This window comes from Rathayibacter sp. SD072 (assembly GCF_017355185.1).
GTDB lineage: Bacteria > Actinomycetota > Actinomycetes > Actinomycetales > Microbacteriaceae > Rathayibacter.
In genome coordinates, this window is the sequence record NZ_JADILJ010000020.1 from 39,029 (window position 1) to 52,377 (window position 13,349).

Consider the following 13,349-nt stretch of genomic DNA (forward strand, 5'->3'; position numbering starts at 1 on the left):
CAAGCCCCTGCACGTGAACGTCCGGCGGGGGAGGATGTCGGGATGGTGAACCGCGAGAACCGATCGACGACCGAGCCCGCCTCCGCGAGCCCCGACGCGGTGCAGCGCGAGCGGATGGGGACGTCCGCCCCGTCCGCGGATCCCGCGGCGACCAAGGTCCTCACGCAGGAGGTCGCGCACCGCGTCTCGCGTCGCTGGCCGCTCGTCTCGGCGTCGATCGCCCTGCTCCTCACGGTGATCCTGGCGATCATGATCGCCTACCGCCCGACCACCGCCTTCGGCTTCGACGTCGAATGGATGGACGAGATCGTCGAGCACCGCTCGAGCGTCTGGGACATCCCGGCCCTCGTCATGAACACGGTCGGCGCGGGCATCACCGGCACGGCGGTCATCCCGCTGGCCATCGTGGCCGTCCTGCTCGTGTTCCGCAGGCGCTGGGCTGCGCTGTACTACACGGTCGCCGCCCTGGTCAGCGTCGGCCTGACGCAGCTCGTCAAGGAGCTCGTCGGCCGCGCCCGCCCCGAGGACATGCTGGTCACGAGCGATTACGGCTCGTTCCCCTCCGGCCACACGGCGAACGCGGCGACGACCGCGATGGTGCTCGCGCTGATCTTCCCGCTGGTCTGGGTCTGGATCGCGGGCTTCCTCTACTCCGTCGCCATGATGGCCAGCCGCACGTACCTCGGCGCGCACTGGCTGAGCGACACCATCGGCGGCCTGCTCCTGGGCGTCGGAGTAGCGCTCGTCGTCTGGGCGCCGCTCGCCGGGCGACTGCGCAGCGAGAGCGAGCTGCCGCATCCGCCGATCTGGGTGAAGCGCTCGGACGTGCGCTAGTCAGGAGCCGAGCGGCGCGAGCCCGTCGAGCTCGTTGAACGTGTAGACGTGCAGCCCGTGGAGCCGGTCGCCCGCGGCCTCCTCGAGTCGGGAGACGAAGGCGGTGGGATCGAACCGCCGGCCGCGCAGCAGGCCGCCCGCCACCGAGGTGCTCCGCTTCAGGAACCCCAGCGAGGAGCCCACGCCGATCCTTGCGCCCAGGCTCAGCAGCTTCGCCCGCTCGACCGGTCCCGGCACCCCGGCCCACAGCTCCGCCTCGATGCCCTCCGCCCGGAGAAGGTCGGCGTAGCGCACCACGGCGTCGACGTCGAAGCACATCTGCGTGACGATCGAGCGGAGGAAGGGCGCCCGCTCGCGCAGGTGCGTCAGGATGCTCTCGTCCGAGAGGTGCGGGTGCCCCTCCGGGTACCCGGCGATGCCGACGGCCAGGTCAGGCGTGATCTCGACGGCGTCGCGGAGGAGCTCCAGGCTCGTCGAGTAGGTCCCGCTCGCCTTCTTCGCGTCACCCGACACGACGAACACCTCGTCGATGCCGCTGTCGCCGAGCCGGCCGAGCGCCCGCTCGAGGGCCGGGCGCCCTTCGACGTTGCGCGCGGCGAGATGCGGAACCACCCGGAAGCCGAGTGCGGCGAGCTCGACGGCCGCATCCAGCGTCCGCTCGGTGCCGTGCTGCGGGAGGCTCGTGACGGTCAGGGTGATCGCGGGCGGCTCGGCGAACGCGCGGCGGGCCCGCTCGGCGATGTCGTCGGACGGGATGATCTCGAAGCGCGTCCTGGTCACCCGTCCACCCTCCCACGACCCGGTGTCGGAGGGTCGCCCTAGCCTGGAGGCGTCCGCCGCCCGGCGGCACGGAGGGAGTCGCATGTACCTGGAGGCCGGCCGAGTGGTCACGAGCCCCACCGACCTCTCGAACTGGGCGGCCTGCGAGTGGGCGGTGCTCCGGCGCTTCGACGCGATGCTGGGCCGGTCGCCGCGGCTGGACCCCGTGGTCGACGCGATGCTCGACCGCACCGCCGTCCTCGGCGACGAGCACGAGCACCGCTTCCTGGCCGAGCTCAAGCGCACCCACGACGTCCTCGAGTTCGAGCGGCCCGAGCCCGCGGGGTACGCGGCCGCGGCCGACGCCGCCGTCGAGGCGATGCGCGCCGGCGTCGACGTCCTGTTCCAGGCCACGTTCTTCGACGGCGCGTTCATCGGCTTCTCCGACTTCCTCCTCCGCACCGCCGACGGCGCGTACGAGGTCTACGACACCAAGCTCGCCCGGCACGCCAAGATCCCGGCGCTGCTTCAGCTGGCCGCCTACGCCGAGCAGATGAGCGCCCGCGGGATCCGCGTCGGCGAGCAGGTGCACCTCGTGCTCGGGGACGGCACGGTCACCAGCCACGAGCTGGCGTCCATCGCGCCGGTGCAGCGCGTGCAGCGGGCGCGCCTGCGCGCGGTGCTGGACGAGCGGGTGGCGGCCGACGAGCCGCTCGCCTGGGGCGACCCCCGCTACGCGGCGTGCGGACGCTGCCCCGTCTGCGCTCCCGAGGTGCAGGGGCACCGCGATCCGATCCTCGTCGCCGGGATGCGGCTCGACCAGCGGGCGAAGCTGGTGGCGGCCGGGGTCTCGACCCTCGACGCGCTCGCCGAGCACGACGGCCCGGTCCCGGGGATGGGGGCCGGCACCCTCGACGCCCTCCGGGCGCAGGCGCGCCTCCAGGTGCTGTCCGAGTCCTCGCCGGTGCCCGCCGTCGAGGTCGTCGACGCCTCCGTGCTCGCCGCCCTGCCCGCTCCCGACCCGGGCGACCTCTTCTTCGACTTCGAGGGCGACCCGCTGCACACCGAGGACAACCGCGAGTGGGGCCTCGACTACCTGTTCGGCATGGTCGACGACCAGGAGGAGTTCACGGCCTTCTGGGCGCACGACCTCGGCGCCGAGCGGCGGGCGCTCGTCGACTTCCTCGCGTTCCTGCGCGAGCGCCGCTCCCGCTACCCCCGGATGCACGTCTACCACTACGCGTCCTACGAGCGCACGCACCTGCTCTCGCTCGCCCTGCGCCACGGCGTCGGCGAGGAGGAGGTCGACCAGCTGCTGCGCGACGGCGTGCTCGTCGACCTCTACCCGGTGGTGCGGCGGGGGCTCCGGGTGGGCTCGCGCAGCTACTCCATCAAGAAGCTCGAGCCCCTCTACATGGGGTCCGAGCAGCGCGACGCCTCCGGAGTGACGAACGCGGCCGACAGCATCGACGTCTACGTGAAGGCGCGCGCCGCGTTCGCCGACGATCCCGTGAAGGGTCAGCGCGAGCTCGATCTCGTCGCCGACTACAACGCCTACGACTGCCGCTCGACCCTGCGCCTGCGCGACTGGCTGCTGTCGCTCGCGCCGCCCCGCGACGAGCCCCTGCCGCTCGTCGAGATCGATCTCCCGGTGCCGCGCGAGCCCGATCCGACGGCCGTCGCCCTGCTCGAGCAGGTGGCGGGCGTCGAGCCGTGGGAGCGGACCGCCGACCAGACCGCCCTGGCCCTCGCGGGCGCGGCGATCGACTACCACCGCCGCGAGGCCAAGACCTTCTGGCAGGAGCACTTCGACCGCCTCCGCCAGCCCCTCGACGAATGGGCCGACGTCCGCGACGTCGTGATGATCGACCGGGTCGAGGTCGTCCGCGACTGGTCGAAGCTCCCGAAGGCGCGCACGCAGTCGCGCGAGCTGCGGATCCTCGGCCGACTCGCGCCGGGGAGCAGGCTCGGCACCGGATCCTCGCCCTACCTCGTCTACGACGCCCCGCCGCCGCCCGGAGCGCCGTCGCCCGGACCCGGGCTGCGCGGCGCGTCCGACCGGTCCGAGATCCTCGCGGTCGACGACGACGGCGAGCGCATCGTCCTCCTGCTCAAGGAGGGGCTGAGGGCGGGGGAGGACCCGCACGACGACACCCCCGTCGCGCTGGCGCCCGCGCCGCCGCCGCGGGCGGCCCCGCAGCCCGAGGCGATCGCGGAGTGGGGTCGCGACGTGCTCGACGCGCTGCCCGAGCTCCTGCCCGACCCCGCGCTCGACGTGCTGCGGCGGACGCCGCCCGCCGCGGTCGCCCCGGTCGACGGCGACGACGTGATCGGAGCCGTCGTCGAGACCCTGCTCGGGCTCGACCGGGCCACCCTCGCGGTGCAGGGCCCGCCCGGCACCGGCAAGACCTACGTCGGCTCGCACGTCATCGCGCGGCTCGTGCGCGAGCACGGCTGGCGCGTCGGCGTCGTGGGTCAGTCCCACTCCGTCGTCGAGAACGTGCTCACGGCGGTCGTGGGCCGGGGAGTCGATCCGTCGCGCGTCGCGAAGGTGCCCAAGGGCGGCACCTCGGCCGAGGCGCTCGAGGCGGTCGCCTGGGCGCCCGTGAAGAACGGAGCGGCGCTCGCCGCGGTGCTCGCGGAGGGCGGGGGCTGCGTCGTCGGCGGCACCGCGTGGACCTTCGCGAACGCGGGCACGGTGCCCCGCCGCTCCCTCGACCTGCTCGTCGTCGACGAGGCGGGCCAGTTCTCGCTCGCGCCCACGATCGCGAGCGCGGTCGCGGCCGAGCGCCTCCTGCTCCTCGGCGATCCGCAGCAGCTGCCCCAGGTCAGCCAGGGCTCGCACCCCGAGCCGGTGGACGAGTCGGCGCTCGGCTGGCTGGCCGACGGCCACGACGTGCTGCCCGCCGAGTACGGCTACTTCCTCGCGCAGACCTACCGGATGCACCCCGAGCTCGCCGCCGCCGTGTCCGAGCTGTCCTACGAGGGCGCCCTGACGTCGCGGGCGCCGGAGGAGCGCCGCCTCGAGGGCGTCAGGCCGGGCCTGCACTCCGTCCCGGTCGTGCACGCCGGCGACACCACGTCCTCGCCCGACGAGGCCCGTCGCGTCGTCGAGATCGCCCGGTCGATGATCGGCCGCACCTGGGTCGACGAGCACGGCGAGCGGAGCCTCACCGCGGCCGATGTGATCGTGGTCGCGCCCTACAACGCGCAGGGCGGCCTGCTGCGCGCCGCCCTCGACGCGGCGGGGCTCGACGAGACGGCCGTGGGCACCGTCGATCTCTTCCAGGGACGCGAGGCGGTGGTCGCGATCGTCTCCCTCGCGGCGTCCTCGGGCGCCGACGTCCCGCGCGGGCTCGAGTTCCTCCTCCTGCCCAATCGGCTGAACGTGGCGATCTCCCGCGCGAAGTGGGCGGCCTACCTCGTGCACTCGCCGGCGCTCGCCGCCTCGCTGCCCACGTCGCTCGTCGGACTCGAGCGGCTGTCGCGCTTCATCCGCCTGCTCGAGCGGGGCGCGGGGGCGCCGGAGTGACGGAATCGGTGGCCCACGGGCCGCATCAGCGATGTTCTCAGCGGCCATCGACGTGGTGGACGACGTGATCCGTCGCTACGTTGGAGGCATGAGAATCCTCCTGGTCGGCGCCGGCGGCGTCGGCGACGCCTTCGCCCGGATCGCCGCCCGTCGCACCTTCTTCGAGCAGATCATCGTCTGCGACTACGAGCTCGCCCGGGCCGAGCGCACCGTCGCCTGGATCGCCGAGCGCCACGGCGTCGAGGGAGTCGAGGACCGCTTCGTCGCCGCCCGCATCGACGCCTCCGACGCCGAGAGCGTCGAGACCGTGGCGCGCGCTCACGGCGCCACCCACGTGATGAACGCCGTCGAGCCCAAATTCGTGCCGACGATCTTCGCCGGAGCGCTCGCCGCCGGAGCGGACTACGTCGACATGGCCATGAGCCTGTCGCGCCCGCACCCCGACGAGCCGCACGCGCAGACGGGGGTCAAGCTCGGCGACGAGCAGTTCGAGGCGGCGGGGGAGTGGGAGTCGCGCGGGCGGCTCGCCCTCGTCGGCATGGGCGTCGAGCCCGGCCTCTCGGACGTCTTCGCCCGCTACGCGTCCGACCACCTCTTCGACGAGATCGACGAGCTGGGCGTGCGCGACGGCGCGAACCTCGTGGTGCGCGACGAGAGCGGGGCCGAGGTCTTCGCTCCCTCCTTCTCGATCTGGACGACGATCGAGGAGTGCCTGAACCCGCCGGTGGTCTACGAGGAGGGACGGGGCTGGTTCACCACGCCGCCCTTCTCCGAGCCCGAGGTGTTCGAGTTCCCCGAGGGCATCGGCCCCGTCGAGTGCGTCAACGTCGAGCACGAGGAGGTGCTCCTCATGCCGCGCTGGCTCGAGGCGAAGCGGGTCACCTTCAAGTACGGGCTCGGCGAGCAGTTCATCGGCGTCCTGCGCACTCTGCACCTGCTGGGCCTGGACGGCGTCGAGCCGATCCGGGTGCGCTCCTCGGAGGGCCCCGTGATGGTCGCTCCGCGCGACGTGGTCGCGGCCGCACTGCCCGACCCCGCGGGCATCGGCCCCCGCATGACCGGCAAGACCTGCGCGGGCCTGTGGGTCAGCGGCGCGAAGGACGGCGCCCACCGCGAGGTGTACCTCTACCACGTGAGCGACAACGAGTGGACGATGGCCGAGTACGGCGCCCAGTGCGTGGTCTGGCAGACGGCGCTGAACCCCGTCGTGGCCCTCGAGATGCTCGCCACCGGCGCCTGGTCGGGCGCGGGGGTGCTCGGTCCCGAGGCGTTCGACGCGGCTCCGTTCCTCGAGCTGATGGCGCGCCCGATCGAGGAGGGCGGGTACGGCCAGGCCTGGCACGTCCGCGAGGACACGCGACCCTAGGCTGAGCGCATGACCAACGACGACGGGCTCGCCTCGGCGAGGGACGAGGCGCGAGCGGCACTCGAGGCCGCCCGCGCACTGCAGGCCGAGGCGGCTCGGGCCCTCGAGCGCGCCGAGGCGGCCGCCGCGGCTCTGGGCGCCGTCTCGGGTCCGGAGGAGGCCAGCGCGGTCGTCGACGACGTCCGGTTCGTCGAGGCGGTGCAGGGCGACGCGGCTCCCGAGGCGGTTCCGGCGGCCCCGGGCCCCCTCGCCGAATCGTCCGTCGACGCCGTCCGCGCCGGCTACGCCTTCGCCGGACCGGTCCTCGAGCTCGGCGCCCTCGTCAACGGCGAGGCCCGTCCCGACGTCCCCGTCCGCCTGCCGCTCGGCATGCTCAACCGCCACGGTCTCGTCGTGGGCGCGACCGGCACCGGCAAGACCAAGACGCTGCAGGTCCTCGCCGAGCAGCTCTCGGCCGCCGGAGTCCCGGTGTTCGCCGCCGACATCAAGGGCGACCTCTCGGGTCTCGCGACCCCCGGCACCGCCGACGAGAAGCTCCTCGCCCGCACCCGAACCATCGGCCAGGAGTGGCGGGCCGACGCGTCTCCCGCCGAGTTCTTCGCCCTGGGCGGTATCGGCACGGGCGTCCCCGTGCGCGCGACCGTCACCGGGTTCGGCCCGCTGCTGCTGTCGAAGGTCCTGGGTCTGAACGCGACCCAGGAGTCGAGCCTCGGCCTCGTCTTCCACTACGCCGAGGGCGAGGGCCTCCCGCTGGTCGACCTGTCGGACCTCCGCGCCGTGCTCACCTACCTCGTCGGCGACGAGGGCAAGGGGGAGCTCGCCGAGCTGGGCGGTCTGTCCAAGGCCACCGCGGGCGTCATCCTCCGCGAGCTCATCGCGTTCGCCGACCAGGGCGCCGACGTGTTCTTCGGCGAGCCCGAGATCGACACCGCCGAGTTCCTCCGCACCACCGCCGACGGCCGCGGCGTCGTGAGCCTGCTCGAGGTCCCCGGAGTCGCGGACCGGCCCGCGCTCTTCTCGACGTTCCTGATGTGGCTGCTCGCCGACCTCTTCAACGACCTGCCCGAGGTGGGCGACCTCGACCGCCCGAAGCTCGTCTTCTTCTTCGACGAGGCGCATCTGCTCTTCCGCGACGCCTCGAAGGACTTCCTCGCGGCGATCACCCAGACCGTGCGCCTCATCCGCTCGAAGGGGGTCGGCATCGTCTTCGTCACGCAGACGCCCAAGGACGTCCCGGGCGACGTCCTCGCGCAGCTCGGCTCGCGCATCCAGCACCAGCTGCGCTCCCACACGCCCGACGACGCGAAGGCGCTGAGAGCCACCGTGTCCACGTACCCGGAGTCGGACTACGACCTCGGCGAGACGCTCCAGGCACTGCCGATCGGCGAGGCGATCGTGACGGTCATGAACGAGCGCGGAGCCCCCACCCCGGTCGCCTGGACGCGCCTGCGCGCACCGCAGGGCTCGATGTCGCCGACCCCGGAGTCGGAGCGGGAGGCGAGCGTGCAGCGCTCCCCGCTGCTCGCGCGCTACGGCACCCCGCTCGACCGCGACTCCGCCCGCGAGATCCTCACCCGTCGGCTCGACGCCGCCGCCGACGCGGAGGAGGAGCGCCTCGCCGCCGAGGAGCGCGCCGAGGAGGAGGCCCGCCTCGCGAAGGAGCGGGCCCGCCGCGAGAAGGAGCGCGCGGCCGCCGAGCGCCGCGCCGACGCCGCCGCCGAGCGCACCCGCCGCCGCACCGCGCCGACTACCCGCAGCCGCACCTCCCGCGCCGACAAGGGCGTCGTCGAACAGGTCCTCGGGTCCTCGGTCGGCAAGACCCTGCTCCGCGAGGTCGTCCGAGGCATCTTCGGCACCGCCCGCCGCCGCCGCTGACGGGGCCGCCGCCGCCGCTGCCGGGGCCGTCTGCGGCGTTGTCCTCGGTCGCGATACCGCCGGTATCGCTTCCTCGTCCGCCTTGCAGCCGACCCCGTCAGCGGCGGCGGCCCTGTGGGCGCCTTCGACGAGGGCGGGCGGCGGCCCTGCGGGCGCCCCTCCAGGGGGTGGCGGCCCTGCGGGCACCACCTGCTGATCGAGGAGCGCGCGCAGCGCGCGTATCGAGATCGACCCGCGCCGGAGCACCCCGCTAACGTCCGCGTGTTAGCGTCACTCCTCGTGACCGAGAGCCTCAGCACCCGAGACCGCATCCTCCGGGCGACCGCCGAGCTGCTGGCCGAGGGAGGCCGCGACGCCGTCTCGACCCGCGCGATCAGCTCGGCGGCCGGCGTCCAGGCGCCCACCATCTACCGCACCTTCGGCGACCTCCGCGGACTGCTCGACTCCGTCGTCGCCGCGGGTGTCGCCGACGCCGTGGCCGAGTTCGAGCGCGGCGACGCCCCGGAGGATCCCGTCGACGCCCTCCGCGCCGCCTGGGACCAGCACGTCGCCTTCGGACTCGCGCAGCCGCACGTCTACGCGCTGATGTTCACCGCCCGCCCGGGGGAGGAGTCGGAGGCCGCGCGCCTGTCCCTCGGAGCGCTGCTCGCGCACGTCCGCGCCGTCGCGGAGGCCGGACGGCTCACCGTCGATGTCGAGCACGCCGCCCGGCTGCTCCAGTCCGCGGCCCTCGGCTGCACTCTGACGCTCACCGCCGGCCACGACGGCGACGACGACCTGTCCTCGCGCTCCCGCGAGGCGGTCCTCGCGGCGATCACGACGTCGGAGGCGGGACCCACCGATCCCGCGGCCCGCGCCCTCGTCGCCCACGCGGTCGCCCTGCGTGCGGCGCTGGGCTCGGTCGACGTCCTGAGCGACGCCGAGCGGACGCTGCTCGAGGAGTGGCTCGTCCGCATCGCCCGCTGATCCGCACGGCCCGCTGACGAGGTTCCGACCCTCGACACCGGCCCCCCGGGAAAAGGAGAACGGTGCCCGTGCTGGCGAGAGCGACGGACACCGTTCGGCGGAGGATGGGGGATTCGAACCCCCGAGGGCTTTCACCCAACACGCTTTCCAAGCGTGCGCCATAGGCCACTAGGCGAATCCTCCAGGCGCGACCGTGATCGCGACCTCATGCACACTACACGGAACCGAGGCCTGCTGCAGACCACGGGGCGCTCGTCACCTCCCGCGGATCGGGTTAGACTGTCTCCCGGCTCCCCGCGTGGCGCCATCCAGGCCAACTCCCCCAGGGCGGAAACGCAGCAAGGGTAACCGGGCTCTGGCGGGTGCGCGGGGGGTCTTCCTCCGTTAACGGGACCCGCACGGCTCCTCCCCAGCCCGCCTCGCGTGCACGCTCTCCCATCCTGGAGCGACTGCCCAGTCTCGCCGCGGGCACCGTCGGTAGGGTGGCTCCGATGGTCCAGAGCATCTACATCTCGTCCGCTGAAGGTCACTCCGGCAAGTCCACGGTCGCCCTCGGCGTCCTCGACATGCTCAGCAGCCAGGTGCAGCGGGTGGGCGTCTTCCGCCCTATCGCCCGCTCCACCTCCGAGCCCGACTACGTGCTCGAGATGCTGCTCGGCCACTCCGACTCCGGTCTCGCCTACGACGACTGCATCGGCGTGACCTACGAGGACGTGCACGCCGACGGCGAGGCCGCCCTCTCGCGCATCGTCGAGCGCTACAAGGGCGTCGAGGCGCAGTGCGACGCCGTCGTGATCCTCGGCTCCGACTACACCGACGTCGGCAGCCCCACCGAGCTGGGCTACAACGCCCGCATCGCCGCCAACCTCGGCGCCCCCGTCCTGCTGGTGCTCACCGGGCGCGACGTGTCCCGGAGCGAGCAGCTGGGCCAGGCGCCCGCGCGCACCCCGGAGGAGATGCGGCAGATCACCGAGCTCGCCGCGGTCGAGCTGCGCACCGCGCACGCCACGCTCATCGGAGTGGTCGCCAACCGCGCTGATCCCGCCACCGCCACCTCCGCCGTCGAGGCGATCCGCGGGGGACTGCCGGCGGGCGTCCCCGTCTGGGCCATCCGCGAGGATCCGTTCCTCGTCGCGCCCAGCGTGTCCCGGCTCGTCGAGGCGGTCGACGGGGTCGTCGTCGCCGGCGACCCCGAGCTGCTCGGCCGCGAGGCGCTCGGCGTCGTCGTCGCCGGCATGTCGATGGTCAACGTGCTCCCGCGACTCATGGAGGGCGGCGTCGTCATCGTCCCGGGCGACCGGCCCGAGGTCGTGCTCGCGGTGATCATGGCGCACGCCTCCGGCAACTTCCCGACCGTCTCGGCGATCATCCTCAACGGCGGCTTCGAGCTGCCCGAGCCGATCGTCCGCCTGATCGAGGGCGTCGACACCCCGCTGCCGATCATCATGACCGAGCTCGGCACGTACGACACCGCCGTGCGCGTCACCGCCGCCCGCGGCCGCCTCGCCGCCGACTCGCCGCGCAAGCGCGACACCTCCCTCGCCCTCTTCGAGGAGGCGATCGACGCGGTCGAGCTGCTGACCCTGCTCGACGTCGGGCGGTCCGACGTCGTCACGCCGCTCATGTTCGAGTACGGGCTCATCGAGCGCGCCCGCATCGCCGACCGCCACATCGTGCTGCCCGAGGGCGGCGACGACCGCATCCTGCGCGCCGCGGCCACCGTGCTCAAGCGCGGCATCGCGCGCCTGACGATCCTGGGCGAGGAGTCGGAGGTGCGCGGCCGGGCCGCGGGCCTCGGCGTCGACATCGACGGCGCACGCGTGCTCAGCGTCCTCGATCCCGAGCACCGCGCGCGGTTCGCCGAGGAGTACGCCCGCATCCGCGCGCACAAGGGCATCACCTACGACCACGCCTTCGACACCGTCACCGACGTCTCGTACTTCGGCACGATGATGGTGCAGCTCGGCCTCGCCGACGGCATGGTCTCGGGCGCCGCGCACACGACGGCGCACACCATCCGCCCCGGCTTCGAGATCATCAAGACCAGCCCCGGCGTCTCGGTGGTCTCGAGCGTCTTCCTGATGGCGCTCGCCGACCGCGTGCTCGTCTACGGCGACTGCGCGGTGAACCCCGATCCCACCGAGGCGCAGCTGGCCGACATCGCGATCTCCTCGGCCGAGACCGCGCAGCAGTTCGGCATCGACCCGCGCATCGCGATGCTCTCGTACTCCACCGGCGAGAGCGGGGCCGGAGCCGACGTCGAGAAGGTGCGCGCCGCGACGGCGCTGGTGCGCGAGCGCCGTCCCGACCTGCTGGTCGAGGGTCCGATCCAGTACGACGCGGCAGCGGACGCGGCGGTCGCCGCCTCGAAGATGCCCGGCTCGCAGGTCGCCGGCCGCGCCACCGTGTTCATCTTCCCGGACCTCAACACGGGCAACAACACCTACAAGGCGGTCCAGCGCTCGGCCGGAGCAGTCGCGATCGGCCCCGTCCTGCAGGGCCTCCGCAAGCCCGTCAACGACCTCAGCCGCGGCGCCCTCGTCCAGGACATCGTCAACACCGTCGCGATCACGGCCATCCAGGCCGCGACGCAGGCGATCGTGCCGCCCACCTCCGCCATCCCCGTCGTGCGCTGACGCCACCCACGTCGCCGCCCCTCCGACCCCGACCCCCAGGAGTCCCCTCATGTCCGTCGTCCTCGTCGTCAACAGCGGTTCGTCGTCGTTCAAGTACCAGCTCATCGAGATGACGACGGAGGAGACGCTCGCGAGCGGCCTCGTCGAGCGGATCGGCGAGGAGACGGGTCGCACGAAGCACACCCGCGACGGCGAGAGCATCGAGATCGAGGGCCCGATCCCGGACCACACGGCCGGGTTCGACGCCATGATCCGCGCCTTCGACGAGAACGGGCCGAGCCTGTCGGAGTTCCCGCCCGTCGCGGTCGGGCACCGCGTCGTGCACGGCGGCAAGCGCTTCTACGAGGCGACCGTCGTCACCGACCTCGTCAAGATCAACATCGAGGACCTCTCCGACCTCGCCCCCCTGCACAACCCGGCGAACCTCGAGGGCATCGAAGCCGCGCAGAAGGCGTTCCCCGACGTGCCGCACGTCGCCGTCTTCGACACCGCGTTCCACCACACGCTGCCGCCCGAGGCGTCGACGTACGCGATCCCGGCCGAGCTCGCCGACAAGCACCGCATCCGCCGTTACGGCTTCCACGGCACGTCGCACAAGTTCGTGTCCGAGGCCGCCGCCGCCTACCTCGGCCGCCGCCGCTCCGATCTCACGACGATCGTCCTCCACCTCGGGAACGGCGCGTCGGTCTGCGCGGTCGACGGCGGAGCCTCGGTCGAGACCTCCATGGGCATGACCCCGCTCGAGGGGCTCGTCATGGGCACTCGCTCCGGTGACCTCGACCCGGCGGTCGTCTTCCACCTCGCCCGCAAGGCGGGCCTCTCGATCGACGAGCTCGACGCGGTCCTCAACCGCCGCAGCGGTCTCCTGGGCCTCTCCGGCCGCGGAGACATGCGCGACGTGCAGGAGGCGTCGGAGGCCGGCGACGAGAAGGCCGCCGCCGCCCTCGAGGTCTACTACCACCGCCTCCGCCACTACATCGGCGCGTACTACGCCCAGCTCGGCCGCGTCGACGCGATCGTCTTCACCGCCGGAGTCGGCGAGAACGTCCCCGCGGTCCGCGCCGGCGCCCTCCGCGGCCTCGAGGGCCTCGGCATCGAGCTCGACCCCGAGCGCAACGCGGCCCGCGACCGCGGAGCCCGCCGCATCTCGACCGACGACTCCCGCGTCGCCGTCCTCGTCATCCCCACCAACGAGGAACTCGAGATCGCCCGGCAGTCCTTGTCGGTCGTCTAGCCGCTGCGCCGCTCCAGGACCCGCGGTCGGCGTGCGAGGTGGTCGACGTCGGCTGCCCGCCGCCGACTCGGTCACCACGCAGGGGAGGGGGACTCGTCCTTCGAGAGCCCGGTCACCAGGACGCAGTTCTCGCTCCGCTCTCCGCCT

General features: G+C 73.2%; 8 protein-coding genes, 1 tRNA gene and 1 other RNA gene. 8 read left to right on the plus strand and 2 right to left on the minus strand.

Annotated elements, in window-relative coordinates; genetic code table 11:
* The first annotated feature begins 42 nt into the window (after positions 1 to 42).
* Positions 43 to 834, plus strand: coding sequence for a phosphatase PAP2 family protein (locus tag IOC53_RS09860; protein WP_242683158.1), 792 nt, complete (start codon positions 43 to 45; stop codon positions 832 to 834).
* Here the strand turns inward: IOC53_RS09860 and IOC53_RS09865 are convergent, their stop codons facing one another.
* The gene (locus tag IOC53_RS09865; RefSeq protein ID WP_207405246.1) at positions 835 to 1,614 is read right to left on the minus strand and encodes a methylenetetrahydrofolate reductase; all 780 of its coding nucleotides are present in this window, start codon (positions 1,612 to 1,614) and stop codon (positions 835 to 837) included.
* An 82-nt stretch (positions 1,615 to 1,696) separates the two neighbouring features.
* Here IOC53_RS09865 and IOC53_RS09870 point away from each other — a divergent pair, with 82 nt between their 5' ends.
* The 4 genes from IOC53_RS09870 (at position 1,697) to IOC53_RS09885 (ending at position 9,332) form a co-directional block, all read left to right on the plus strand.
* Positions 1,697 to 5,125 carry a bifunctional RecB family nuclease/DEAD/DEAH box helicase gene (locus tag IOC53_RS09870; RefSeq protein ID WP_207405248.1) on the plus strand — a complete coding sequence of 1,143 codons (3,429 nt, stop codon included), beginning with the start codon at positions 1,697 to 1,699 and terminating at the stop codon, positions 5,123 to 5,125.
* Positions 5,126 to 5,213: 88 nt separating this feature from the next.
* Positions 5,214 to 6,491, plus strand: coding sequence for a saccharopine dehydrogenase family protein (locus tag IOC53_RS09875; RefSeq protein ID WP_207405250.1), 1,278 nt, complete (start codon positions 5,214 to 5,216; stop codon positions 6,489 to 6,491).
* 9 nt (positions 6,492 to 6,500) lie between these two features.
* On the plus strand, positions 6,501 to 8,366 hold the full coding sequence (locus IOC53_RS09880) for a helicase HerA-like domain-containing protein (protein ID WP_207405252.1): 1,866 nt from the start codon (positions 6,501 to 6,503) through the stop codon (positions 8,364 to 8,366).
* Between the two features lie 279 nt (positions 8,367 to 8,645).
* Positions 8,646 to 9,332, plus strand: a complete 687-nt coding sequence (locus IOC53_RS09885; RefSeq protein ID WP_207405254.1) for a TetR/AcrR family transcriptional regulator — start codon at positions 8,646 to 8,648, stop codon at positions 9,330 to 9,332.
* A 98-nt stretch (positions 9,333 to 9,430) separates the two neighbouring features.
* On the opposite strand, the gene IOC53_RS09890 is transcribed toward IOC53_RS09885, so the two are convergent.
* Positions 9,431 to 9,515 (minus strand) — tRNA-Ser (locus IOC53_RS09890).
* Positions 9,516 to 9,617: 102 nt separating this feature from the next.
* Here IOC53_RS09890 and ffs point away from each other — a divergent pair.
* The 3 genes from ffs to IOC53_RS09905 all read left to right on the plus strand — a co-directional run bounded on the left by ffs (position 9,618) and on the right by IOC53_RS09905 (position 13,202).
* Positions 9,618 to 9,714, plus strand: an RNA gene (gene ffs / locus IOC53_RS09895) — signal recognition particle sRNA small type.
* 109 nt (positions 9,715 to 9,823) lie between these two features.
* Positions 9,824 to 11,968, plus strand: coding sequence for a phosphate acetyltransferase (gene pta / locus IOC53_RS09900; protein WP_207405256.1), 2,145 nt, complete (start codon positions 9,824 to 9,826; stop codon positions 11,966 to 11,968).
* 49 nt (positions 11,969 to 12,017) lie between these two features.
* Positions 12,018 to 13,202, plus strand: a complete 1,185-nt coding sequence (locus IOC53_RS09905; protein WP_207405258.1) for an acetate/propionate family kinase — start codon at positions 12,018 to 12,020, stop codon at positions 13,200 to 13,202.
* Positions 13,203 to 13,349 lie beyond the last annotated feature (147 nt).